Origin of the sequence: Desulfovibrio oxyclinae DSM 11498, from assembly GCF_000375485.1 — a bacterium.
In the GTDB taxonomy this organism is placed as follows: Bacteria; Desulfobacterota; Desulfovibrionia; order Desulfovibrionales; family Desulfovibrionaceae; genus Pseudodesulfovibrio; species Pseudodesulfovibrio oxyclinae.
In genome coordinates, this window is sequence record NZ_AQXE01000011.1 from 108,793 (window position 1) to 132,807 (window position 24,015).

The window sequence follows — 24,015 nt, forward strand, 5'->3', positions numbered from 1 at the left end:
ATGGGCAAGCCCCCGAACGGAAAAGGAGAAATCATGTCCAACAAGACCGAACGATACATGACCCGCGAAAAGTTCCCTGAACTGCTGCGCGAACTGGCCGACATCCTTGAAGGCAAAACTCCCGAAGACCTCGAATGTCCCTCGGACTTTCGCAAATTCAAGCTGAAAGCCAAGGAGTGCTACGGACGGCTGGAAGTCAAGCTGAAGGTCAACGACGACATGGAAGCCTGCACCCTTCGTGAAGAGGGTGAGGCTCCGACCGAATCAGTTCCAGCCGCATCCGACGAGGAATCCGGGAAAACGAAGAAGCCTTCTTACGAAAAGCTCAAGGAGCGTATGAAACGCAGCTTCAGGATGATCTTTCGCATGATCCACGACGACGAGATTCCCCCGCGCGCTGCGGTGGAGGAATTCCTGCGCGATTCTGCGTTGATGGTCACCTATCCCGGCTACGGGGATGAGTACTACGAGGAATACAGCCGCGTCTGCAGCGCATTTTCCGAAGCCTTCGAGGCGCAGGACCTGGCCGCATTGCACGAGACCGTGGACCAGCTTCAGGACCTCAAGAGCCACTGCCACGCCAGATACGACTAAAAGAAAATGGGTGCCCTTTCAGGGCACCCATTTTCAACCACATTCATATTATTACATAGAGTTATAGCGTTATAAAATTAATCCACGTCAGCGAACGGAAGGCGGATATGAATTTCCTGTATCCCAATCCACGCAGCCGTCATCCCGCGGCGTACCGCTGCCGTTGAACGCTATTCCAATGCGGGTATAGCCATTGTCGCCACCTTCCATGCTCCTGATTTCTCCGGAGCACCAGTACGGAATGAATTCCTTTTCGCGGAAATTGAACAGAAAAATGTTCATCACCACTGGCACGCCGCTGATGCAGGTGGGCGGAAGGTTCTGATTCCGCACCGACAGCGCCATGCCGCCGTTGGAGATGTTGATCACCGTATTGGCTTCATGGCCGGAGTCGTCCTGCGCATAGGAATTCACGCCCACGTCGGGTTGCGCATCCTGAAACGGAAAATCGGAATCCCTGCTGGAAACCCAGAGCCGCACGCGGATGAACTGCTGGTCCATGACACGTTTGCGCACGTGCTCGCGCCGCTTGACGTATCCGAATGAGTGAGGCGCCTCCAGCACGAGCCTGTCGGAATCGCTTTTGCTCACGGTGGCGCTGAATGAGTTGGTCTTGCTGCCGCCGGCGGTGGCGGGGGCAAAGAGAAGCGTCGCGGCCTCCCCTTCCTGCGGCGTGCTGCCACTGCTTTCCACGATGTCGCACTGGAGCTTGCGTCGTCCGGCGCGAGTAATCACGCAGCGAACGGCCACGTCGCGTCCCGCTGCGTCCAGCATGTCCAGCACCGCCCCCTTGCTGCTCAAACGCGAAGGGATATCTTCGACACGCCCGCCGTTCCTGCGTCTGCCCGGCCGCATCAAAAGCCACGCGAGCAGCAGCAGCGCCAGCGCGACGGCCGCCAGCGCACCGGCCAGCAACACCCGGGCCTGTGCGGGATCTTCAAGCCCGAACATGGAAGTCAGCATCTCGGCCAGAGGGCCGTCAACGTATCGCTGGAGGTCGGCAAGTAAGGTTTCCATTATCTGAAATTGACGAATTCCTTTTTGGCCGCCATCACTTTCTGGAGATAGCGGCGCGTTTCCGCGTGGGGGTGATCGTTCACCAGCCTGCGGTAGACCGTTCCGGGCTTCAAGCCGTTGATTCTGTCATACGCGTTTTCGCGGTTGCTGTCGAAAGTACGCAACACATTGCCCGCGCCGCCGTTATAACCGGCAATGACACAGTATTCCCGCGTGACGGGATCGGCAATCCGGGAAAGATAACGCGTCTGCAGCAGGTGCAGATAGCAGGTACCGTAAGTAATGTTAAGCGGCGCGCGATAGAGCTGCTGCATGGTGGGCTGTCCCTTGCTGCCATTGAGATAACGGTAAACGTCGCTCCCGGCGGTGGCGGGTACTACCTGCATCAGCCCAACGGCCATGGCGTGGCTCACGGCAAACGGGTTGAAGTCTGACTCCACCTTCATGATGGCGTATACGAGGTTGCGGCTCACGCCGAACCGTTCGGCATTCGCCCGAACCAACTCCCTGTACTTGCGCGCCCGGACCTTGAGGTGGTCGGAGACCATTTTGAATTCCACATAACGGACCTGCTTGCCGTCCGCACTCCGGGTCCTGAGGGCTGTATCCAGAAGATGGTCCGCATACCGTCCCGCGCGCCATTCCCAGCGGATGGGTTTGCCGTCGTGGTCCAGTACTTCGTTGTAAAGAAAAGGAACTCCGCCGAGCCGCACCTCTCCCGCGTCGTACAAATCCACGGACCTCGGGTCATCCGGAGTCAGCAGTGTGGTCACCACGGCCTGCCGCAGACTCTCTCGGGGCGATTCGGAATCGACGGTCTCTACCCGTACGAACCCGGCGTCGAAATCCACGATGGCTCTGGATTTGAACGCCTGCGTGTATTTGACATAGACCTTGGGCTGCGGTTCGCGGACATCCTCACCCCACTCGCCGGACACCGCTTTTCTGAACGCTTCGAGCAATTCCCCGAAACGCTTCACGTCCCCGACAAGCGCCGTAGGATTCACGGCGTAGGAGACGGCCTTGGATCGCGCAAAACCTTCCGCCGCGGCAGCCACATTGCCCGATGCCGCCGCCGTGGCCAATCGGATGGCGTCACCACGGGAACAGGAGGTGCACAGCAGCGCGAGCAGAACCACCAAACAACACGCTCCGGTGCCAAACCTTTGTAAAGGTAAATTCTTTGTCATTTTTCACCAAAAGGAAATAATATCTCGTTTTTCTTTTTTATTCCTAACAGGCTACGCCTCGAAAAATACGATAAAAGGTCCCCGAATGAAAGTCACGGAACAGGTCAGCGAAGAATTGCGTCCTCTCATAGACCGTTTCATGCACAATTCGCGCACTGATCTTGATGAATTGCGCCGGGCCATGAGCGAGGGAGACCTCGAAACCGTGGAACGGCTGGGCCACAATGCCAAAGGTGCCGGATACGGATACGGTTTCGATGGCCTCGGGGAAATCGGCAAGCGGATCGAGCAGGCGGCCAAGGATCGACGACTTGAAGAAATTTCAACAGAAATTGAGAAGCTTGACGAATACCTGAACGAGGTGACGATCTCGTTCGTGCCGGAATAACAAAAGCGGGTGCATGCACCCGCTTTTTGTTCCCGGTCTGCCGTGGGCGTCGGGGCCGGAACTCTTGGATATACGTTCCTTTCGATGCTGTTAGTTCCCGACCGCATCCGGCCTCACCTGCTTTCCAGGACGTTTCCTATTAAAAAAGCAACATGCGGGCCAAAAAGTCAGAGACAGAAAAAGCATCAACCTCGTCAACCATTTAGGTTGACGAGGTCTTTTTGACTGTTGAACCATATGATGCCGGAGTCGGTTTTCCGACGCTTGCGGAAAGCCTCATGCACCGAAAGCTCCCTCGGAAAAGCGCTACACCAGCGCGGTGCACTTCACTTCCACTTCTCCCCCAAGAGGCAGCCCGGCAACCTGCACGGCGGCGCGAGCGGGCTTGTGCTCGGAGAAGTAGCGCGCATAAATTTCATTGAATTCCTTGAAGCGGCCCATGTCGGTCAGAAAAATCTCCACCACGGTCACCTTGTCCAGCCCGGAACCGGCGGCGTCCAGGATGGCCTGCAGGTTATCCATGGCCTGCACGGCCTGGGCCTCAAAGCCTTCCGCCAGCTTGCCTTTGCCCGGGATGAGCCCAAGCTGACCACTGACAAAGAGCAGGTTACCGGCCTTGGTGGCCTGAGAATACGGTCCCACTGCGGCGGGAGCATTATCGGTATGAACGGTTTCGATGGTCATGGTTGATCTCCTTTATGCATGTATTATGCAGGGTTTCCCCACAGATATTTGTCACAAAAACGGCTTGAGAGGCGTCGCGTCACCTGCACCAGCAGTGCGGTGAGCAACAGCGCGAAGGCGAACCGGGCCCAGAGCGCGCCGGAAATATGCGCTCCCATCAGCAGGATCAGGAACGTATCCTCGATGAGGGCGTGGGCGATGCCCATGAGCGTGAGCGAGTAAAAGACATCCTCCTTGGGCAGCGCGCCGCTCTTGGCCTCGCGGATGATCAGGCCCGAGCCGTAGGTGATGCCCAGCGTCAGGCCGATGACCGTGATGGCCGAGGCCTTGGAGCCGATGCCGATGAGCCGCAAAAGAGGCCGCAGCAACTTGTTGAGCAACTCCACTACGCCAATGGCGTTCAGCAGGCGCATCATGGTCATGAGCGCGGTGATGATCAGGAAAATGTAGCCGAGGTTCTTGAGTTCGCCCAGCGCCCACATGGCGAGCCCCGGCTCGGGCCCGGCCTTGGGTTCAAGCATCATGACGGCGGGCTGCGAAAGCAGGTCGCCCGAGGAATAGATGCCATGTAGAATCATCCCCAGCACAAGCGCCCCGGCGATGCGCACCGCGCCCTGAAAAATGAACTTGGGGCCGGACTTCTTCGCAATGGCCGCCTCAAGCGGAACGGCGTGAGCCACCAGCATCATGACTCCCAACACCGTGGCCTGCGCCTGCGTCAGGTTCAGGTCCGACCACAGGGACATGATGACGATGAGCCCGGTATAGATATTGTTCACCAGCGCGAATGCCCAGACCAGCCCGGCTTCCGCAGGCAGCCCCACCAGCGCCATGAGCGGTTTGAGCGGCAACGCCACGTAGCGGATCAGGTCAAACGTCTGCAGCAGCTTGACCCCGATGATGATGGGCACCATGACCTTGTAGAGGTCGATGGCGGTCATCACGGAGTCCTTGAGTATATTGCGAAAGAATTCCAAAACCTTGGATGCGATTCCCATGAGTACCTCGTTGTTGCGCGGCAAACTCTAGGAAATATCGCCCCAAAAGGGAAGTCGCGGCGCAAAAGAAAACGAGGCGCACCGGTGTTCCGGTACGCCTCGATAAAGTCGGTGTTGCCCCCGAGGTTCCTAACCGCGCTTGTGGTAGAGTCCCCTGTTGCCCTGAGGAATCCCCGCGCCCATGCTGTAGCCCTTGAACTGCTTGCCGGTGTTGCGGACCTTGCCGAGATCGGCCTGAAGTGAACTCTTCAGCTTGCGGCCCTCGGCCATGATGGCGTCGAGCTGTTCGTGCAGTTCCCGCAGCTGGTCGGCGCAGCTGTTGCGCGTGCTGTCATCCAGCACGTCAAAGGCTCTTTGCATCAGTTTCTGCCGTTGCCCGGCAAGATCGGAAGCGCTGTCCACATCCCCCTTCTTCAGGAAATCAAGTTCCTGATTACCGAGATTGCGGGCCTCTTCCAGAAGACGGCGAGGATCGGTCATGGTTACCCCTTGGTCCTGCGGATGTCCTCGCGCAGGTTTGCGATGACCTTCTTCCACTTCTCCACTGCGGGCAGGAAGTCGTATTCGAGAAGGTCGGCGAGGAGGATCCAGTCCTCGTTTTCGAGCACATCGCTCATCTCGGTGAACAGCTCGCTCATGAGCTCGGATGCGCCGTTGTACTCGGGGTTTTCCTTGAGGGAGTATTCGTCACGAAGCATGGAGACCATGTTCAGGAAATGACGTGTCACGTCCAGCAGGTCCTGATAACTCTCCAGAGCCTCGGCATCGTCGGCACGGCGGAAGAGGTCGGAAACACCCTCCGCGCCCTTGGCCATGATATTCACGACCTTGTACAGCTCGCGGGTGATCTCCACGGCCATGGTGTCGAACGGAACGGTCTTGATCTCGATGGACTGCACTTCGGACAGCTCGATGTCTTCCGACTGGTTCGGATAGATTTCGCTGAACGGCTCTTCGTTCAGGTACACGTCGGTGACGACGCGGTCATCGAGTCTGCCTTCTTCAACCACTTTGGTGAATACCTGTTCCAGGTTGTCCATGTTGTGATTGCCGAGATCGTATTTCTGTCCGTCGATAACGAGCATGATGTCTTCCTCCTCAATAATTGGGGGCTGAAATTTTTACCGGGGCACCGGCGTTACGGAGTCATATTCAAGTTCGGTGCCAAAGATCATATGCATTGCGAGAAAGCCTGAAGCAGCGCGTGATAACGGGCTATGAGACGCGAAAGCGCGGCGAGGTCCCCACCGTATTGATGGGACTCGAAATTCCACAGTTCGCCGACCACACCGAGCCTCGCATCCGATTGCAATACATGGTGAAAGCGTTCCCACCCTGCAAGAAACTTCGATTTGAGCGCCTGCCTCGGGTCATGGGCCAGCAGCTCGGCCTGACGGGCCAGCAGAAAGAGCAGGTTGGTTCCGCTGGCAATGGAACGCAAAAGGCTTTCCCGGTCACTTTCCTCCAGCCTCGCACACCGGTCCCGAGCCCCGTCAAGGGGATCTCCGTCAAGAAACCGACGATACAGTTCGCGCTGAATGCATATCCATCTGGACCGAAAGGCATCCTCGTGTCCGGACAGCGATTCCAGCCGCATGAAGCCGTCCTCATCGAACAGGGTGCGCCATGCGCGGGCCCCGGGATACTTTCCCCCTTCCCTGCCCATGGCGGCCAGCAACGCAGACTCGGCAGCTTGCACGCTCACTGCGTTCCGGCACTCGCCGTCCTTGTGGCAGACCTCGCCGAAGCGGCACGGATGGCACTCCATGTCCGGCTCAAGGCATACCGAGCCCGCGCGGTACGGGCCTGTATCCCACGGCTGCGCGGTGGCGAGAAAGATCGAGGCCACGGGGGTACCCATGCCGGCGGCAAGGTGCATGGTCCCCGTGTCGTTGCTCACGATGCCGTCACACCGGGAAAGCACTGCGGCCAATACGGGAAGGGACGTCTTGCCTTGAAGGGAAATACCCGGAAATGCCCCGCCTTCGAGGATGCGCTTTCCCAGTTCCGCTTCACCGCCGGTGCCGAGGATGACGGGCACCAGCTGGTGCCCCTCCCAGAGTTTCTTGCCGAGTTCCCGGAACCGCGCGACAGGCCAGCGACGACGATCCTCGCTGGCGCCGGGCTGGAAGGCCACGAATCCGGTCATGCCGTCCGCACGGGCCTGCGCCAACAGTTCGTCCGCCTCGCTCAAGGCCGAAGGGTCGAGATCCGCCAGTTTCAGGTCGCGGCCCGAATCCGTCAGACCGGCGGTGCGGCGGAACAGGTCGCACATGTTGAACGGGCTTGCACCGCGATTCCCCCCCGCCACCTGAAGAAATTCCGCCCAAGGGGACGAGTCGGCATTGAACCCCTGCGCGTCGATGCCAAAGCCCTGAACGGGTGCCCCGCCGGACAACCTGCGCGCCAATAGCCGCGACGAGACCGACGGCGTGAGATTGACCACGAGGTCCGGCGCGAATTCACGAGCCTTGGCCGCGAGCTTTTCTGAAATATCCACGGCCTCGCGCCAGTTGGCGTCCAGCGCGGCAAGGATTCTGGCCCCGGAAAAGGAAAATACGTCGTCCACATCCCGCAGCAGTCCGGCGGCGGAAGCGAAATTCTCCACGCAAACAAGACCTACGCTGGCGCCCTGAGCACGGAACCCGCTGATGACCGGCTGCGTCTGCAGCAGGTCCCCGAAACGGGTGAGATTGATGATGAGTACGTTCACGGTGCTGACTCCCTTTGCATCCCGTCGGAATGACGACGGTTCCGGAGAGTCATTGCACGAACGGGGCCAAGTCTACAACGAGGAACCTGCCTGAACAAGCCGCACGAGCTTTTCGGCTGCCCGGATGGCATCCTTGAGCGTGGACCGCTCATCGCCCGAAAGAGCGCCCGGATCAATGCGCGAGTGAGGCTGTGTTCCGGCTTCTTCCAGTTCAAGCCCGAGGGTGATGCGTTTGCGCTGAAGGTATTCCCAGCCGGCCAGCAGGGCCATGCCGTGGCGCGAGGAAACATGCCCGTCCGCCTGAAGCGCGCGCAGCCGGTCGCAGGTGTTGCTCTCGGGCATCCCGTGCTTGAGGGAGAGGATTCGGGCGGCATTGGTGATGTGGGCCTGAACCGAGTGCTTGAGATCCAGCGTTCCCGCATGGGGGCCGCTTTTTTCAGTAATCAACGACCCGAACATGGTGATCGGCAGTCGATAATCCGTCAGCTCGTCGGCAAGCCGCGCCACCACCATGGGCCTTGTGCGCACAAACTCCCTGAGACGCCCGAGCAGCGCCAGCGCCTCGCCGCCGGGACCGAAAACCGGCAGGAAGTCGAGGATCAGACCGGATTGCCACGGCCCCTTTTCCGCCGGATTGGCAAGCCACCCGGAGAGCCTGTCCAACCACTCGTCGGGCGTGCCGCGCCACTGCGGATTGCTGACCATGACCTCACCGGGACACAGCGGAATGCCCGCCCCGTCAAGGGCCACCACGATATCCTGACAGGCTTCTTCCAGCTCGTCCTGATCCGGATTGCCGCGCACGATGAGTCCGTTGTCCTGATCCGAGCCGGGCACATGTTCATCGCGGCCGCCGGAGCCGAACTCCAAAAACGTGCACTCCTCCAGCCATGGATATTCGCGCACGTGCGCGCGAAGCACCGCAAGAACCACGGACCGGTTGAACGCGGTGAGCCTGCGGCTGACGGTTTCCGCCGTGACGGATTCGGTGAGCCATTCGCCCACGAGATCGCGGCGCACGGCGCGCAAACCCTTGAGCCGCCCGGTGGAAGCCATCTCGTAAAGCTCCCCCGGCGGGAAAAAAGACTGATTTTCCGATTGCAAACCGTTCACGGAACCTCCGATACCGTCCGCGGCAGTCCGTCCGTCGCTCCATCGGATATCCCCGGAGCGAAAAAGCTTCCGTTCACCTGCGCATATTTCCCGTTCACCGGGAGCGATCCGGTGCCTTCCCGTTTTACCGGGGGATTCGTGCCGTTCACCACATAAGCGATGCCCTGCCCCTTTCCATACCGTAAAAAGCAGATATCGCGAAACCCGAACAAGGGGGAAAAAATGACTCCAACTCAGGAAAGCACCAGGAAAGCCGAAAATCGCATCCACGCAATTCGCAGGCGTCAGCTCTCGCTGGCGCTGGGCGTAGGCATTCCCTACTTCACGGCCATCATCTGCATGTTCCTCGCGGTCTATCTCATAGGCGCGCAGGTGGCGTCGGTGAAGCTGCTCGGGTTCCCGCTGCACTACTGGCTCGTGGCCGTTGCGGTCTATCCCGTAACATGGGGCCTCTTCATCTGGTACGTGGGCAAGGCCAACCGGATGGAAGACGAAATCGAAGAGGAGGTCATGTAGTATGCAGCCCGGATACGAAACCCCGATCACCGCATTGGTCCTCATCGGGCTGATGCTGGCTTTCACCGTGGTCACCACATGGATGTTCCGCATCCAGAAGACCTCGGCCGACTATTACCTCGCCGGAAGAAAGGTCAACAGCTTCATCAACGCCTCGGCCATTTCCAGCGACTATCTTTCAGCTGCATCGTTCCTCGGCGTGTCCGGCGTAGCCTTCCTGTACGGCTTCGACGGCATCATCTACGCGCTCGGGTTCTTCACGGGCTACATCGCCCTGCTGCTCTTTCTTGCCAGCCCGCTTCGCAAGTTCGGGCGCTACACCGTCCCGGACTTCGTCTCCGAACGGTTCCATTCCAAGACCGCGCGCATCCTCGGCGTCATCGGCGTCCTGTTCGTCTCGCTGTTCTACATGGCTCCGCAGATGCTCGGCGCGGGAAAAGTCATGGGCCTGCTGCTGGGCATGGAATACCGCACGGCCATCGTTGCCATCACCATCATCATCACCCTGTACGTGGCCGTCGGCGGCATGAAGGGGACCACGGTGAACCAGCTCGTGCAGTTCTGGATTCTCTTCATCGCCATGTTCCTGCTTGCCTTCATTCCGTTCGTTATCAAGGGCTATACGTACACCGATGTGGTGGAGTTCATCGGCACCTTCAAGAATACGGTGGAATCCGGCAATGAATTCAACGGCGCGGCCTACACCGCCCCCGCCTACTGGCTGACCAACCTCAAGGACACCATGAGCCTCTTGCTCGCGCTCATGTTCGGCACCGCTGGCCTGCCGCACATCCTCGTGCGTTTCTATACCGCACCCGACGGCAAGGCCGCCCGCCGCACCGTCATCTACGTGCTGCTGCTCATCGGCGCCTTTTATATTCTCAGCCCGTACGTGGGTCACGTGGTCCGCTTTGCCTACCTTCAGGGCACCGAACTCGGCGTGAGCCCGCATCTCATGGACTGGCTGGCCGAAAACGGCAAGAACCTCGCGGTTCCGGTGGCCGGATCATACTTCGGTGGACAAATCCTGCTCGGCATCGTGGTTGCCGGGGCCTTTGCCGCAGTGCTCTCCACGGTGGCAGGCCTGATCATCGCCTGCGCCGGAGCCATCGGCCACGACCTCGTCGTCAACGTCTTCAACCCGAACATGCCCGAACGCACCCGCGTGAACATTGCCCGCATCGCATCGCTCGGCATCGGCCTGCTCGGCATCCCGCTGGGTTTCCTCGTCGAGAACATGCAGATCGCGGTTCTCGTGGGACTGGCCTTCGCCATTGCGGCCTCGACCTTCTTCCCGGTGCTGGTCATGGGCGTATGGTGGCCCAAGATGACGCGCGGCGGCGCCATCGCCGGGCTCCTTACCGGTATCGTCGGTTCCTTCGCCATGATCCTCGGCAAGGGAATGCTCCCGACGGTCCTGCAGTTCAAGAACCCCGGCGGATTCGTCATGCTGCTGACCTTCGCAGCCATCTACATTGTCTCCAAGGTAGAGGTTTCCTCAAAGGGTGAAGCGGCACTGCCCCACGACATCGAGGAAGTCATGACCATCCTTCACGGACCTGAAAAGGCATAACCGCCCGCCAAACAACAAACAGCGCCCTCGGCATCCGTGCCGGGGGCGCTGATTTCAATCGACACATCACGTTCCTTGGAACGAACGCACTCAGCTTTCACAGTTTCAAGCGGCTCTTTTGACACTTCCGGGGTCCTGCCGTATCTTCCCGCCACGCAACAATCCGAAGGACACCCGTCATGTTATTCGAATACACGCTCGTTCACTGGGCCACTTTCTTCACCGCCGCCCTGCTCCTGAACATCTCGCCGGGGCCGGACATGGCCTTCATACTGGGCCAGACCGCACGCGGCGGGGCCCGCACAGGCTTCTCCGCCATGTTCGGCATCTGGAGCGGAGCCTTCATGCACGTGCTCTGCGCCGCGCTGGGCCTGTCCGCCATCATTGCGGCCTCGGCCACGGCATTTGCCGCGGTCAAATGGGCCGGGGCAGCCTATCTCGTCTGGCTGGGCATCCAGTCACTGCGTTCCAGAGGCGGTTCCTGCGCCGCCGAGGCCGAGGAAGGCCCCATCTGCCTGAAGAGCGTGTACCGGCAGGGAGTTTTCGTGTCCCTGCTGAACCCCAAAGTTGCCGTCTTCTTTCTGGCTTTTCTGCCGCAATTCGTGGAGCCCTCAGCAGGCCCGGCCGGGCCGCAGCTGTTTCTGCATGGCCTACTGATAATCGCCGTAGCCGGACTCGTGGAGCCACCGCTGATCCTGCTCGGCGGCAGGCTGACCGAAAAGCTCAAAAGCAGCCCGACCGTGAGCCGCTGGATGGATCGCAGCCTCGGCGCGCTTTTCATCGGGCTTGGCATCAAGCTGGCCCTGAGCGACCGGACCTGACACGATTTTCCAGCCCGGGCACGGCGGGGGGACGCCCCCGCTTGACACCCCGCGCCCCAATACATACTTAATGGGCCGACCAAGAAACACTCAAGGAGAGTTCAATGGCTTACGAAATCAAACTCGCCAAGCTCGTGACCGGCGAGACCGTTATCGGCAAGAACGAAGAGGGAAAGATCAAGGAACCCGCAATCATCCAGACCGTTCCCGGTCAGCAGGGCGTGCAGATCATGCTGGTGCCCTACGGCTACCCGTTCGAGTCCGAGATGGGCGGCGAGATCTCCGCGGAGCACATCATCTATACCTATGAGAAGTGCCCGCAGGAACTGGAAAACAAATACGTGGAAGCCGCGTCCAACCTGACCATGGCTTCCGCTTCCGCGCTCAACGACCTCGACAACATGGGTGGCGGCGGTTCCGGAGCCGGCGGCTCCGGCCTCATCCTGTAGCAGCCCCGACACATCGAAGACCATCACAGGGGGCGGTTTCCACGAGAAACCGCCTCCGTTTTTTCAAGGGAACAATCAATGAAGGAACTTCTGCCCGTCCTGCCCCGCCCGACGCGCTACCTCGGCTCCGAGTGGGGCGTGGCCGTCAAAGACCCCGAAAAGGTGCGCGTGCGCATCGCCGTCGGCTTCCCCGATCTTTACGAAGTGGGCATGTCCTACCTCGGTCAGCGCATCCTGATGGAGCAGGTCAACGCGCATGAGCAGTTCCACGCCGAACGCGTCTACTCCCCCTGCGAGGAGGCCGCCGCCATCATCACCGAGCACGGCGCGCCGCTGGCCACCCTTGAGACCGACACCCCGCTGAAGGACATGGACGTGGTCTCCTTCAGCCTGACCCACGAGCTGTGCTACACCAACGTGCTCTGGATGCTCGATCTGGCCGGCATTCCCCGCCGCACCGAGGATCGCGACGAGTCGCATCCGCTGGTGATCGCCGGGGGCGGGGCGTGTTTCAATGCCGAACCGCTGGCTCCGTTCATGGACGTCATGATGATCGGCGATGGCGAAAAAGCCATCGTCACCCTCATGGAAGTGCTGGACCGAGCCAAGGCCGAGAGCATGTCCCGCAACGACCTGCTCATGGAGTTGACCCGGCATCCCGGTTTCTACATTCCTTCCTTTTTCGAGGATCAGGGCCCCGGCGAACCGCTCAAGCCGCTGGTGGAAGGATACGAGACCGTGGAAAAGGCCGTGGTGGAAAACCTCGACGAGATTCCGTTCCCCACGCAACAGCCCGTGCCCTTCGGTCAGGCCGTGCACGACCGGCTTACCGTTGAGATCGCAAGAGGCTGCACACGCGGCTGCCGGTTCTGCCAGGCCGGGATGATCTACCGCCCGGTGCGCGAACGCAGCCTGGACGAACTCAACCGCCTCATCTTCGAAGGACTTGAAAAAACGGGCTTCGAAGAGACGAGTTTCCTTTCGCTCTCCACCGGGGACTTTTCCGCGCTGGACTCACTGTTCAGCCGTTCTTTCGACCGCTGCGCCGCCGAGCAGATTTCCATTTCCATGCCCTCCCTGCGCGTGGGGTCGCTCTCCGAACCGATCATGGAGCGCATCTCCACCATCCGTCGCACCGGCGCGACCATCGCCCCCGAGGCGGGCAGCCAGCGTCTTCGCGATGCAATCAACAAGGGCGTGGGCGAAGAAGGATTGATTGCGCACGTGCGTCATCTCTTCGAGCACGGCTGGCAGTCGGTGAAGCTCTATTTCATGATCGGCCTGCCCACCGAGACCGACGAAGACCTCGACGCCATCCTCGACCTTTGCCTCAAGGTGCGTGACGCCGCGGGCAAGCACATCAAACGGCTTCAGGTCACGGCGGCCATCTCACCCTTCGTGCCCAAGCCGCAGACGCCGTTCCAGTGGGAACCGCAGATTCCGCTGGACGAGATCGAACGGCGCATCAACCGCCTGCGAGACCTTTTCCGCCCCCACAAGCGGGTGAAGCTCAAGTTCCACATCCCGCGCATGACCTTTCTTGAAGGCATTTTCTCAAGAGGAGACCGCCGCCTCGCTGACGTGCTGGACAAAGCCACGGACGCCGGAGCGCTCTTTTCCAGCTGGAAGGACAAGCTCGATCTCCAACCGTATCTGGACGCCATGGACGAGCTGGGGCTGGACCCGCTGGAATACACCGGCGCTCGCGATCCGGAAAAAGCCCTGCCGTGGGACCATCTCAACGCAGGTCTCACCAAGCGGTTCCTGCTCAAGGAACGTGAACGCGCGCTCGGCGGCAAAGTCACTGAAGACTGCCGTTACGCCCCGTGCCGCAACTGCGGCGTTTGCAACCACGACAACCGCAAGAGCATTCTGGACGTTCAGGCGCCCGAGATGGAAATCCGGCCCCGGACCATCAACGAATCGCGAGATCAGGACGCGGAGCAGCCACCGTATACCGTCGAAAAGCCGGACCTCACGGTCAAGGGCGGCCACTACCGCCTCTGGTTCACCAAGACCGGGCCCGCCGCGTACCTGAGCCAGCTTGAACTGCAAAGCGTGTTCGAACGCGCCATGCGCCGGGCAAACCTGCCCCTTTCCTTCTCGGCGGGATTCCACCCCATGCCGCGCATTTCCTTCGGCAAGGCGCTGCCCGTCAGCGTGCACAGCCGATGCGAATGGCTGAACCTGTTCCTGCGCGAGGACTGGGACCCCACCCGCCTGATTCGCGAACTCGCCCCGCAGATGCCCGAGGGACTCGACATGCTCAAGGCCGACAGGCTCGGCATGGGCAAAAAGCAGCCGCAACAGGTGGAAGAGGTCTTCGAAATCGCGTTCAACGAACGGGCCGAAGAACTGGCAGAGCAGTGGCGCGCCTACGCCGCGTCGGAAAGCCTGTTCATGGAAAAGCTCACCAAGCGCGGCAACGTGAAGCGCGTTGACCTTCGGGCCATGCTGGTGGAGATGGAAGAGATCGAAAACGGGGTGCGGGTCACCTTCGACTGGCGCGACGCCTACATGAGTCCGCTGCGGCTGGCGCAGGAAGTGATGCCGGGCGTGAAGGAAACGGAATTCACCATGACCAAGACCGCCCAGCGGTTCGACGCCCGCGGATAATACTACTCCACGGTCACGGGCTGGCGCTGGTATTCCTCCGGCGTCTGCCCGGGCCGTTCTATCTTGATCACCACATCGGTCTCGCCGCCCCGCAGGGCGCGAAAGATGAAATGCCTCGCCCCGAAATCACCGAGCATGGCGGTTTCGGGGTCTTCGTCGTAAACTTTGATCAGATCAAGCACTTTCGGATCGAAAACAGTTCCGCTGAACACGTACCCGCCGTCCCCGGGATCGCGCACCACGAGCCTCAGGGTTTCTCCCGGCTCAAGCGTCACTCTGGCCGATTTGTCGCCGTACCCCAGCTGCTCGACCACGTCGCCGGGACCGCCGAGGCCGAACATGCCGCAACCATTGCAAAAGAGCATTGCGAGCACCAAAAGCGTCAAAAAGCGGACCCGAAAAAGAAAAGAAGCATTCTGCATGTGTCGAACCGTCACGAATTTGTTGTTAAACATCCACTTAAAGTGTATGTAGGAAGGCGCTTTCGCAAAGGGCCGCATTGAAAAGCGGAGACTTCCCGGGGGAATTTCCCGCCGTGGGCCGAATGCGGAGGCATCCCTCATGGGTGGAGGGTATTTTGTTCGCCGACGTCGGCGATTGTCAACCGCAACACGGAGGTTCTTTCATGAAACGTTTCCACAGCGGGATCAGGTATCTGGTCCTGTTGGCTCTCGTCTTCGCCGCGCTCGTCGTTTCCGGCTGCGCCGACTCGAAGAAAGAAGAGACCAAATCCGAAGCCGAAAAGGCCGAGACCCAGCAGCAGGCTGAGACCACCACATCGCTGACCGTCGCCATGGACGCCATCCCGGTTTCTCTGGACCCGCACGTGCAGCTTTCCGGCGGCATGCTCCAGTACTCCCACCTGGTCTTCGACCCGCTGGTGCGCTGGACTCAGGACATGGAAATCGAACCGCGTCTGGCCGAGAGCTGGGAGCAGATCGATCCGACCACCCTGCGCTTCAAGCTGCGCAAGGGCGTCAAGTTCCATTCCGGCAACGAATTTACTGCTGAAGACGTGGTCTACACCCTCGAACGCCTCAAGAAGTCCGATGACTTCAAGGGCCTGTTCGAGCCGTTCGAAAAGGCCGTGGCCGTGGACTCCCACACCGTGGACCTGATCACCAAGAAGCCCTACGGCCTGACTCTGGCCATGTCCACCTACATCTTCCCGCTGGACAAGAAGTTCTACGAAGGCAAGGACGAGATCGTTAAGTCCGGTCCCTCCTTCGCCAACGAAAACGAGTCCGGCACCGGCCCCTACGTGGTGACCAAGTACGTTCCGGGCGAACAGCTCGTGCTCAACGAGTATGACGGCTACTGGACCGAACGCGGCAACGTCGAGGAACTGGTCGTCAAGGCCATCCCCAACGCTCCGGCACGCGTGGCCGCCCTGTTGTCCAAGGACGTGGACTTCATCATGCCCGTCCCGCCGACCGACATGAAGCGCATTGAAGAAACCGAAGGTCTCAAGCTGACCACCCTGCCCGGTTCGCGCATCATCACCCTGCAGCTCAATCAGGAGCGTCGCCCCGAGTTCCAGAACCAGAAGGTTCGTCAGGCCATCGTGTACGCCATCGACAACGTTGGCATCGTCAAGAAGATCATGAAGGGCTTCGGTACCCCCGCCGCCCAGCAGGGTCCGAAGGGCTACGCAGGCTACCTCGAAGAACTTCAGCCGCGCTACGACCTGGAAAAAGCCAAGCAGCTCATGAAGGACGCCGGTTACGAGAACGGCTTCGAGTGCACCATGATCGCTCCGAACAACCGTTACGTGAACGACGCCAAGATCGCGGAAGCCGTGGTTTCCATGCTTTCCAAGATCGGCATCAAGGTGAACCTGAAGACCATGCCCAAGGCCCAGTACTGGGATCAGTTCGACGCCCGCTCCGCCGACATCCAGATGATCGGCTGGCACTCCGACACCGAGGACTCCGCGAACTTCTCCGAATTCCTGGTCATGTGCCCCAGCAAGGAAACCGGCTACGGACAGTACAACTCCGGCGAGTACTGCAACCCCAAGGTTGACGAACTCGTCATCGCCTCCCAGTCCGAGACCGACATGGCCAAGCGCGCAGAAATGCTGCAGGAAGTCGAGCGTCTGCTCTTTGAAGACGCAGCGTTCGTTCCCCTGCACTGGCAGAACCTCGCCTGGGCATCCAAGGACAACATGAACACCGAAGTCATCGTCAACACCATGAACTTCCCGTACTTCGGCGACCTCGTGGTCGAATAAGGGAAGCACCCAGAAGACGCCATCAAAAGGGGAACCTCTGCTCGGAGGTTCCCCTTTCACAACAAAACATACTGGATTAGACGCACATGTTCGCCTTTATCGTAAAGCGTGTCGCGCAAGCCCTTTTGGTCATGATGATCATCGGCTTCATCGGCTTCGCTATCAAACACAACTTCGGCGACCCCGTCCGCGACCTCGTGGGACAGCGGGTCACCCCCGAAGAGCGGGCGGAGATTCGAGAGCGCCTAGGACTGAACGATCCCTTCTTCGTACAGTACGGCCGCTTTCTGAAAAACGCCGTTCAGGGGGATCTGGGCCGGAGCTTCTTCTTCAAGAAGCCCGCCATGGACATCATCATGCAGAAGGCTCCGGCCACTCTGGAGCTCGTATTCGCCAGCGCCTGCATCATAGTATTTCTCTCCGTTCCGCTGGGGATATTCTGCGCAATACGACCACGACACTGGTTTTCGAGATTCACGATGGGGGGGTCCATCGTCGGGGTTTCGATGCCGGTCTTTCTGACGGCCATCCTTCTCATCTATGTATTCTCAGTCGAACTCGGCTGGCTGCCGTCATATGGTCGCGGTGAAACCGTCACCCTTTTCGGATGGTGGAAGAGCGGTCTCCTTACTGCCGACGGGCTTGAACATCTCATCATGCCGTCCATCGCGCTTTCCTCCATCATGCTCCCGCTGTTCATCAGGCTCATACGTTCGGAAATGATGGAGGTACTGGAGTCCGAATACGTCAAATACGCGTGGGCCAAGGGCATCAAGCCCAGCCGCGTCTGGATCGTGCACGCCTTCAAGAACACCCTGCTGCCGGTCATCACCGTGGGCGGCGTCCAGCTCGGCATCATGGTGGCATTCACCATCCTCACCGAGACCGTGTTCAACTGGCAGGGCATGGGAGCCATGTTCATCGAATCCGTGGAACGCGCCGACACCTCGCTCATGGTCGCGTACCTCGTCTTCGTCGGCTTCATCTTCGTTTTGGTAAACACCTTGGTTGATATCATCTACGGACTGATCAACCCCATGGTCAGGGTTACGGGGCGGAAATAATGAGATCCAAATGGCAACGCTTCAAGGAATCCTACTTCCTCTACAGTTTCCTCCGGGACCCCATCGCCTACATCAGCTTCGGCATTCTCCTGGTCCTGGTGGTATCGGCCTTCGGCGCACCCATTATCGCGCCGCACGACCCGTACAATCCGACCACCATCGACATCATGGACGCGGAGATGCCTCCGGCATGGTATGACGGCGGCAGCACCGAGTTCCTGCTCGGCACCGACGCGCAGGGACGCGACATGCTCTCCACCATGCTCTACGGCATGCGCGTGTCCATCATCATCGGGCTCGGCGCCGTGGCCCTTCAGGCGGTCATCGGTATCGTGGTGGGTCTGCTCTCCGGCTACGTGCGCAAACTGGACAACATCCTCATGCGCATCGCAGACGTGCAGCTCTCGTTCTCGACGTACATGGTGGCAATATTCATCGGGGCCATCTTCCAGACGGTCTTCGGCGTGGGCAACTACGCCAAGGTCGCCATTCCGCTGCTGATCATCATCATCGGCCTTGCCGAGTGGCCCCAGTACGCCCGGACCATCCGCGCCAACGTACTTGCCGAACGCAAGAAGGAATACGTCGAAGCCGCGCGCATCATCGGGCTGTCCAAAAAACGCATCATGTGGCGTCACATTCTGCCAAACACCCTTTCGCCCATTCTGGTCATCTCCACCGTACAGGTGGCGAACGCCATCATGAGCGAGGCCGCCCTCTCGTTCCTCGGGCTGGGCATGCCGGTCACGCGCCCCTCTCTCGGTTCACTCATCACCGCGGGCTTCGAGTACATCTTCTCGGGAGCATGGTGGATCACCATCTTCCCCGGCATCATCCTCGTGGCGCTGATTCTGGTCATCAACCTTCTGGGCGACTGGCTCAGGGATTACCTGAACCCCAAACTGTACAAGGGGTAGACAGTGGAACATCTGCTAGACATAAAAAACCTCAGTGTGGAGTTTGCCCTGCGAAGCGGCAACGTCCGCGCGGTGAGGGACGTAAGCCTCTCGCTGGGCAAAGGCGAACGCCTCGGCCTGGTGGGCGAGTCCGGCGCGGGAAAATCCGTGCTCGGTTTCTCCATAATCAACCTCATCTCCAAGCCGGGCTTCATCTCCGGCGGCGAAGTCATCTTCCAGGGCGATGACATCTCCAAGTATCCCTACGAGAAGATGCGCCGCATCCGGGGCAACAGGATCTCCATGATCTTCCAGGACCCCATGATGACCCTCAACCCCGTGCTGACCGTGGGCACCCAGATGAAGGAAACCCTTCGCGCCCACATGAACATATCGGACAAGGAAGCCACGGCGATCTGTATCGACAAGCTCAAGAAGGTTTACATTCCTTCTCCCGAAAAGCGTCTCGAACAGTATCCCCATGAGTTCTCCGGCGGTATGCGCCAACGCATCGTGGTCGCCATCTCCTTGCTGACCAACCCGAACCTGATCATCGCGGACGAACCCACCACGGCGCTCGACGTGACCATTCAGGCCGAGATCATGGATCTGCTGCTGGAACTGTGCGAAACCGAAAACATGGGCCTGATGCTCATCACCCACGACCTCGCGGTGGTCTCCGAAGTAACCCAGCGCATCGCGGTGCTTTACGCCGGACGCGTGGTCGAGGTCGGCCCCACGAGACGAATCATCGAAAATCCGCAGCATCCCTATACGCAGGGGCTCATCAAGGCCCTGCCGCAGAGCGCGCACGGCAATCGCCTGAACCAGATTCCGGGCATGATGCCCTCACTTCAGGACATGCCCGAAGGCTGCCCCTTCTGTCCACGCTGCGAGCACCGCAAGGACCACTGCGCCACCCAGACACCGCCCCTGCGTCCGACCGAGGCAGGCGGTTTCGTGGCCTGCTTCATGGAGGAGGCCTGCAATGAGTAAGCTCCTCGAAGTCAAAAACGTCGACAGGCACTTCGACATATCCGGCTCCATCGTGGACCAGCTGTCCTTCAAAGGCGGCAAAATCACGCGGGAGAAAACCCTCGTCAAGGCCGTGAACAACGTCAGCCTCGACATCCGCAGGGGCGAAACCCTCTCGGTTGTCGGGGAGTCCGGCTGCGGCAAGTCCACGCTGGCACGGACGGTCATGGGCCTTTATCAGCCCAACGCCGGAGAGATCCATTACGACGGGACGCGCATCGACACCCTCACGGGCCGTCGCCGCCGCCCCTACCGTACGCGCATGCAGATGGTGTTTCAGGACCCATACGCGTCCCTGAACCCGCGCATGACCGTCAAACAGATCCTCGAAGAACCGGTCAGGTTCCACAACCCGAACCTGAACCGCAAGGAAGTGCGCGACATCATCCTGACCACCATGGATCAGGTGGGCGTCAACACAGCGTGGATCGACAACTTCGCCCACGAATTCTCCGGCGGCCAGCGCCAGCGCATCAGCCTCGCGCGCGCCCTCGTGCTCGACCCGGAATTCGTGGCAGCGGACGAACCCATCGCCGCGCTCGACGTATCCATTCAGGCGCAGATCCTGAACTTGATGATGGACGCGCAGGAACAGCGCGGCCTGACATACCTGTTTATCAGTCACGACCTGTCGGTGGTCGAGCACATCTCCACTCGCGTGGCCGTGATGTACCTCGGCTGCCTGTGCGAACTGGCCGACGTAAAGGAACTCTTCGGCAATCCGCAGCATCCGTACTCCCGCGCCCTGCTCTCGGCCATTCCGAGACTCGGCGGTCAGGCGGGCGGACACATCCGCCTCTCAGGCGACGTGCCCACGCCCATCAACCTGCCCAGCGGCTGCGTCTTCCACGGACGCTGCCCGCACGCGGACGAACGCTGCCGCACCGAGGTTCCCGAACTGCTCACGCTCGAATCCGGAACCAGCGTCGCCTGTCATGGCATTGAGGAAGGCCGGGTGTAACCCCCCTCCGCCCCAATAAAGATGAAGGCCGCCTCCAAGGGCGGCCTTTTTTACGTCTGAAGAACCACGCGGCCAGCGGGCCGGATGAATGAGAATGCAATCAGATCAGCGTCAGCTGATCATCCCCATCCTCAAGGCGCATCCGGAGATGTTTGTAGGCCTTGGGCGTGGCAACCCGGCCGCGCGGGGTGCGTTTGAGAAACCCGCATTGGATGAGAAACGGCTCGTAAATGTCCTCGATGGTGCGCACCTCTTCGGCGCAGGCGGCGGCAAGGGTCTTCACGCCCACCGGGCCGCCGCCGAAATGTTCGATCATCAGCGTCAGGATGCGACGGTCCATGTGATCCAGGCCGTAGGGGTCCACATCGAGCCGATCCAACGCCATTTCCGCCAGTTCACGGTCGATGTTGCCGTCGCCGTGCACCGAAGCGAAGTCCTTAACACGGCGAAGCAGCCTGTTGGCGATGCGCGGCGTACCGCGGGAGCGTTTCCCGATGGTCAGCGCACCCTCGTCGGAAACTTTCACGTCGATAATGGTCGAAGCGCGCTTGACGATGGCGGCCAGCTCCTCCGGCGAATAGAAGTCGATACGGAAAATGCAACCGAAGCGATCGCGAAGCGGTGAAGTCAGCAGGCCGATGCGAGTGGTGGCACCCACAAGGGTGAACGGCTCAAGGTCGAGCTTCACGGTGCGTGCGCCGGGACCGGAACCGATCACGAGGTCGATCTGGAAATCCTCCATGGCCGGGTACAGCACTTCCTCGACCGTGGCGGGCATACGGTGAATCTCATCAATGAAAAGAATGTCGCCGCGTTCAAGGTTGGTCAGGATGGCGGCGAGGTCGCCAGAACGCTCCATGACCGGGCCGGAGGTGGAAACCATGTTCACGCCAAGCTCCGAGGAGATGATCCGCGCCAGCGTGGTCTTGCCGAGGCCGGGGTTGCCGTAGAACAGCGTATGGTCCATGGCGGTTCCGGCGTTCTGTGCGGCCTTGATGAAGACTTCCAGATTCCCGCGCAGGTCGTTCTGGCCGATGAAGTCTCCGAGTTTGCGTGGACGAATGGTGTCGTCCGGCATGGTGCACTTGCTCATGAACGGTCCTTGGCGATCTGTTTGAGCGTGGCCCGGATGGCGCTGGCCGCGTCGAGGTCGGGCTCGTCTTCAAAGACGGCCTTGAGCATGGGCCTGACTTCCTCCTCGGAATACCCGAGATTCTTCAGGGCTGTCAGCGCGTCGAAATATTGCCCCTGAGGGCCTGCGGGCGCGGCGTCGCGGGTCGGGATGGTCGTGCCTTTGCCGCTGGAGGCAAGCTTGTCCACCTTGTCCTTGAGGAACCACAGGATCTGCTTGGCAGACTTGGGGCCGATGCCGGGCACCGTGGCCATGGTGTCCACGTCCTCGCGAAAGGCTATCTCGCGCAGGTGATCGGCGTCGAATTTCGAAAGAATCGCCAGCGCCTTCTTGGGACCAAGCTTGTCGATGGAAATAAGCGTGCGGAACAACCGCAGATCATCGGCTGAGCCAAAGCCATAGAGGTCGATGGCCTTTTCCGCGACGGCGGTATGGATATGCAACTGCACCTCCCCGCCCTTCTGCGGCAGACGGGAGAGAACCGTTGTCGGCGCCAGAATCTCGTAGCCAACACCACCGGGCGTCAAAAGTACCAGCGACGTGTCGTCGAATCCGAGCAGTCGTCCTTCAAGATATGCAATCATGATTTCTCCGGCGGCGCGGTCTTTTCCGCCCGCTGACGAGGCACTTTATACCATTAGGGCCAGACATTCAAAGGAAAGGGACGAGACAGGTCGGCAATGAAAATGGCCGCCCGGAGCGAGCGGCCATTTCGAAATCGTTCGGTCAGCTGCCGGTGAGCCTGCGCATCCGCCGCTCATTCAGATGGCAGATGGCAATGGCCAGCGCATCCGAGGCATCCTCGGCCCAGTCCGGCTTTTTCACGCCAAGCGTCTGGGCCACCATGAAGGCGACCTGATCCTTGGGTGCGTTGCCTACACCCACAAGGTTTTTCTTTACCTTGGACGGCTCGTATTCCGCCACGGACAGACCGGCCACGGCACATGCGGCCATGGCGGCTCCCCGAGCCTGCCCCAGCTTGAGGGCGGAGGTAGCGCTCTTGGAGACGAATACGCTCTCTATGGCGGCCTCAACCGGACAGTGGCTGCCGATGAGTTCCGCAATCCGGGAATGAATCACCCCCAGCCGCGTGGACATCTGCTTCTTGACCGGTGTCCGAATGGTTCCGGTTTCCACAAGGCTGACCTGACCGGACAGCTCCCGGATGATGCCGTAGCCCGTCACCCGCGAGCCGGGGTCGAGACCGATGACCACGAGGCCGCAGGCGTCATCCATGCGTTATTCCATGCCTTCCATCAGGTCGTCGGGGAAGTCGGCGTTGACGTAGATGTTCTGCACGTCGTCGTTGTCTTCGATGAAATCCATGAGCTTGACGACTTTCTGTCCGGTTTCCTTGTCCACGGGGACGAGGTTCTCGGGCACCTGCTGCATCTCGGAGGATTCGTAGGTCATGCCCGCTTCGTCAAAAGCCTGCTGCACGGCAACATATTCGGAGGGAGCGCAATGCACGGAAAGCATTTCGCCCTCGTCGATAATATCTTCGGCACCGGCTTCGAGGCCCACTTCCATGAGGTCGTCCTCGGAGTAGGATTCCTTCTTGAAAGTGATGACGCCTTTCTTGTTGAACATCCAGGCCACGGAACCGGCCTCGCCCATGTTGCCGCCGTGCTTGGTCAACAGGTGGCGGATTTCAGCGACGGTACGGTTCTTGTTGTCGGTGGCAGCCTCGATGAGCATGGCAACGCCGCCGGGAGCGTACCCTTCGTAGACGACCTCGTTGATGTCGCCGCCGGCGATCTCGCCCGTGCCCTTCTTGATGGCGTTTTCAATGCGGTCCTTGGGCAGGTTGACCTGCTTGGCCTTCTGGATGGCCAGCCGCAATGCGGAGTTGTCCTCGGGGTTGCCACCGCCTGCCTTGGCGGCGAGGATGATATCCTTGGCCGCTTTAGTAAAAAATTTCGCCTTCTTGGCGTCCTGACGGCCCTTGCGGTGCTGAATATTGGCCCATTTACTGTGTCCAGCCATGTATTTCCTCCTGAGAATCGTGTCCTGAATGTTGTA

25 protein-coding genes are annotated in these 24,015 nt (G+C 60.0%); 12 read left to right on the forward strand and 13 right to left on the reverse strand.

The window, feature by feature from the left end; translation table 11 throughout:
- The first annotated feature begins 33 nt into the window (after positions 1 to 33).
- Entirely contained in the window at positions 34 to 594 is a 561-nt protein-coding gene (locus B149_RS0112795) for a GAK system XXXCH domain-containing protein (protein ID WP_018125563.1), read from the forward strand.
- 87 nt (positions 595 to 681) lie between these two features.
- Here B149_RS0112795 and B149_RS17225 read toward each other — a convergent pair whose 3' ends face one another.
- Together B149_RS17225 and B149_RS0112805 are read right to left on the reverse strand one after the other, a co-directional pair.
- Complete coding sequence (locus tag B149_RS17225) at positions 682 to 1,611, reverse strand: PilZ domain-containing protein (RefSeq protein WP_018125564.1); 930 nt, start codon at positions 1,609 to 1,611, stop codon at positions 682 to 684.
- Positions 1,611 to 2,750 carry a murein transglycosylase domain-containing protein gene (locus tag B149_RS0112805; RefSeq protein ID WP_245533218.1) on the reverse strand — a complete coding sequence of 380 codons (1,140 nt, stop codon included), beginning with the start codon at positions 2,748 to 2,750 and terminating at the stop codon, positions 1,611 to 1,613. Before B149_RS0112805 ends, B149_RS17225 begins: the two co-directional genes overlap by 1 nt.
- 136 nt (positions 2,751 to 2,886) lie before the next feature.
- Here B149_RS0112805 and B149_RS18735 point away from each other — a divergent pair, with 136 nt between their 5' ends.
- Positions 2,887 to 3,189 (forward strand): Hpt domain-containing protein, encoded by a 303-nt coding sequence (locus tag B149_RS18735; protein ID WP_018125566.1) that lies wholly within the window; start codon positions 2,887 to 2,889, stop codon positions 3,187 to 3,189.
- Between the two features lie 306 nt (positions 3,190 to 3,495).
- On the opposite strand, the gene B149_RS0112815 is transcribed toward B149_RS18735, so the two are convergent.
- From B149_RS0112815 to B149_RS0112840, 6 genes are all read right to left on the reverse strand, one after another.
- On the reverse strand, positions 3,496 to 3,873 hold the full coding sequence (locus B149_RS0112815) for a Rid family detoxifying hydrolase (protein ID WP_018125567.1): 378 nt from the start codon (positions 3,871 to 3,873) through the stop codon (positions 3,496 to 3,498).
- 23 nt (positions 3,874 to 3,896) lie between these two features.
- On the reverse strand, positions 3,897 to 4,871 hold the full coding sequence (locus tag B149_RS0112820; protein WP_018125568.1) for a hypothetical protein: 975 nt from the start codon (positions 4,869 to 4,871) through the stop codon (positions 3,897 to 3,899).
- A gap of 129 nt (positions 4,872 to 5,000) precedes the next feature.
- Positions 5,001 to 5,351 carry a hypothetical protein gene (locus B149_RS0112825; RefSeq protein WP_018125569.1) on the reverse strand — a complete coding sequence of 117 codons (351 nt, stop codon included), beginning with the start codon at positions 5,349 to 5,351 and terminating at the stop codon, positions 5,001 to 5,003.
- A gap of 2 nt (positions 5,352 to 5,353) precedes the next feature.
- Positions 5,354 to 5,956, reverse strand: a complete 603-nt coding sequence (locus tag B149_RS0112830) for a DUF8043 domain-containing protein (RefSeq protein ID WP_018125570.1) — start codon at positions 5,954 to 5,956, stop codon at positions 5,354 to 5,356.
- An 86-nt stretch (positions 5,957 to 6,042) separates the two neighbouring features.
- Positions 6,043 to 7,584, reverse strand: coding sequence for a glycosyltransferase family 9 protein (locus B149_RS0112835; protein ID WP_018125571.1), 1,542 nt, complete (start codon positions 7,582 to 7,584; stop codon positions 6,043 to 6,045).
- Between the two features lie 72 nt (positions 7,585 to 7,656).
- Positions 7,657 to 8,640, reverse strand: a complete 984-nt coding sequence (locus B149_RS0112840; protein WP_156816831.1) for a putative nucleotidyltransferase substrate binding domain-containing protein — start codon at positions 8,638 to 8,640, stop codon at positions 7,657 to 7,659.
- A gap of 279 nt (positions 8,641 to 8,919) precedes the next feature.
- Here B149_RS0112840 and B149_RS0112845 point away from each other — a divergent pair, with 279 nt between their 5' ends.
- The 5 genes from B149_RS0112845 to B149_RS0112865 all read left to right on the forward strand — a co-directional run bounded on the left by B149_RS0112845 (position 8,920) and on the right by B149_RS0112865 (position 14,672).
- Complete coding sequence (locus B149_RS0112845; RefSeq protein ID WP_018125573.1) at positions 8,920 to 9,213, forward strand: sodium/substrate symporter small subunit; 294 nt, start codon at positions 8,920 to 8,922, stop codon at positions 9,211 to 9,213.
- A 1-nt stretch (position 9,214) separates the two neighbouring features.
- Positions 9,215 to 10,786: a sodium/solute symporter gene (locus B149_RS0112850; protein WP_018125574.1), complete on the forward strand. Its 1,572-nt coding sequence runs from the start codon at positions 9,215 to 9,217 to the stop codon at positions 10,784 to 10,786.
- Between the two features lie 179 nt (positions 10,787 to 10,965).
- Entirely contained in the window at positions 10,966 to 11,607 is a 642-nt protein-coding gene (locus B149_RS0112855; protein WP_018125575.1) for a LysE family translocator, read from the forward strand.
- 104 nt (positions 11,608 to 11,711) lie between these two features.
- Positions 11,712 to 12,056: a hypothetical protein gene (locus B149_RS0112860; RefSeq protein WP_018125576.1), complete on the forward strand. Its 345-nt coding sequence runs from the start codon at positions 11,712 to 11,714 to the stop codon at positions 12,054 to 12,056.
- A 78-nt stretch (positions 12,057 to 12,134) separates the two neighbouring features.
- Positions 12,135 to 14,672, forward strand: a complete 2,538-nt coding sequence (locus B149_RS0112865) for a TIGR03960 family B12-binding radical SAM protein (protein ID WP_018125577.1) — start codon at positions 12,135 to 12,137, stop codon at positions 14,670 to 14,672.
- A gap of 2 nt (positions 14,673 to 14,674) precedes the next feature.
- Here the strand turns inward: B149_RS0112865 and B149_RS18740 are convergent, their stop codons facing one another.
- Positions 14,675 to 15,037 carry a protease inhibitor I42 family protein gene (locus B149_RS18740; protein ID WP_169332924.1) on the reverse strand — a complete coding sequence of 121 codons (363 nt, stop codon included), beginning with the start codon at positions 15,035 to 15,037 and terminating at the stop codon, positions 14,675 to 14,677.
- A 260-nt stretch (positions 15,038 to 15,297) separates the two neighbouring features.
- Here B149_RS18740 and B149_RS0112875 point away from each other — a divergent pair, with 260 nt between their 5' ends.
- From B149_RS0112875 to B149_RS0112895, 5 genes are all read left to right on the forward strand, one after another.
- Positions 15,298 to 16,905, forward strand: coding sequence for an ABC transporter substrate-binding protein (locus B149_RS0112875; protein WP_018125579.1), 1,608 nt, complete (start codon positions 15,298 to 15,300; stop codon positions 16,903 to 16,905).
- Between the two features lie 86 nt (positions 16,906 to 16,991).
- The gene (locus B149_RS0112880) at positions 16,992 to 17,969 is read left to right on the forward strand and encodes an ABC transporter permease (protein WP_018125580.1); all 978 of its coding nucleotides are present in this window, start codon (positions 16,992 to 16,994) and stop codon (positions 17,967 to 17,969) included.
- Positions 17,969 to 18,886: an ABC transporter permease gene (locus tag B149_RS0112885; RefSeq protein WP_018125581.1), complete on the forward strand. Its 918-nt coding sequence runs from the start codon at positions 17,969 to 17,971 to the stop codon at positions 18,884 to 18,886. Before B149_RS0112880 ends, B149_RS0112885 begins: the two co-directional genes overlap by 1 nt.
- A 3-nt stretch (positions 18,887 to 18,889) precedes the next feature.
- Complete coding sequence (locus B149_RS0112890; protein WP_018125582.1) at positions 18,890 to 19,861, forward strand: ABC transporter ATP-binding protein; 972 nt, start codon at positions 18,890 to 18,892, stop codon at positions 19,859 to 19,861.
- On the forward strand, positions 19,854 to 20,861 hold the full coding sequence (locus tag B149_RS0112895) for an ABC transporter ATP-binding protein (RefSeq protein WP_018125583.1): 1,008 nt from the start codon (positions 19,854 to 19,856) through the stop codon (positions 20,859 to 20,861). Before B149_RS0112890 ends, B149_RS0112895 begins: the two co-directional genes overlap by 8 nt.
- Positions 20,862 to 20,961: 100 nt before the next feature.
- Here the strand turns inward: B149_RS0112895 and ruvB are convergent, their stop codons facing one another.
- The 4 genes from ruvB to B149_RS0112915 form a co-directional block, all read right to left on the reverse strand.
- Positions 20,962 to 21,954, reverse strand: coding sequence for a Holliday junction branch migration DNA helicase RuvB (ruvB, locus tag B149_RS0112900; RefSeq protein WP_018125584.1), 993 nt, complete (start codon positions 21,952 to 21,954; stop codon positions 20,962 to 20,964).
- A complete protein-coding gene (gene ruvA, locus B149_RS0112905) occupies positions 21,951 to 22,577 on the reverse strand; it encodes a Holliday junction branch migration protein RuvA (RefSeq protein WP_018125585.1) in 627 nt (208 codons plus the stop codon). The genes ruvB and ruvA overlap by 4 nt, the downstream gene beginning before the upstream one ends.
- A 142-nt stretch (positions 22,578 to 22,719) precedes the next feature.
- Positions 22,720 to 23,229: a crossover junction endodeoxyribonuclease RuvC gene (gene ruvC, locus B149_RS0112910; RefSeq protein WP_018125586.1), complete on the reverse strand. Its 510-nt coding sequence runs from the start codon at positions 23,227 to 23,229 to the stop codon at positions 22,720 to 22,722.
- Positions 23,230 to 23,232: 3 nt separating this feature from the next.
- A complete protein-coding gene (locus B149_RS0112915) occupies positions 23,233 to 23,979 on the reverse strand; it encodes a YebC/PmpR family DNA-binding transcriptional regulator (protein ID WP_018125587.1) in 747 nt (248 codons plus the stop codon).
- Positions 23,980 to 24,015 lie beyond the last annotated feature (36 nt).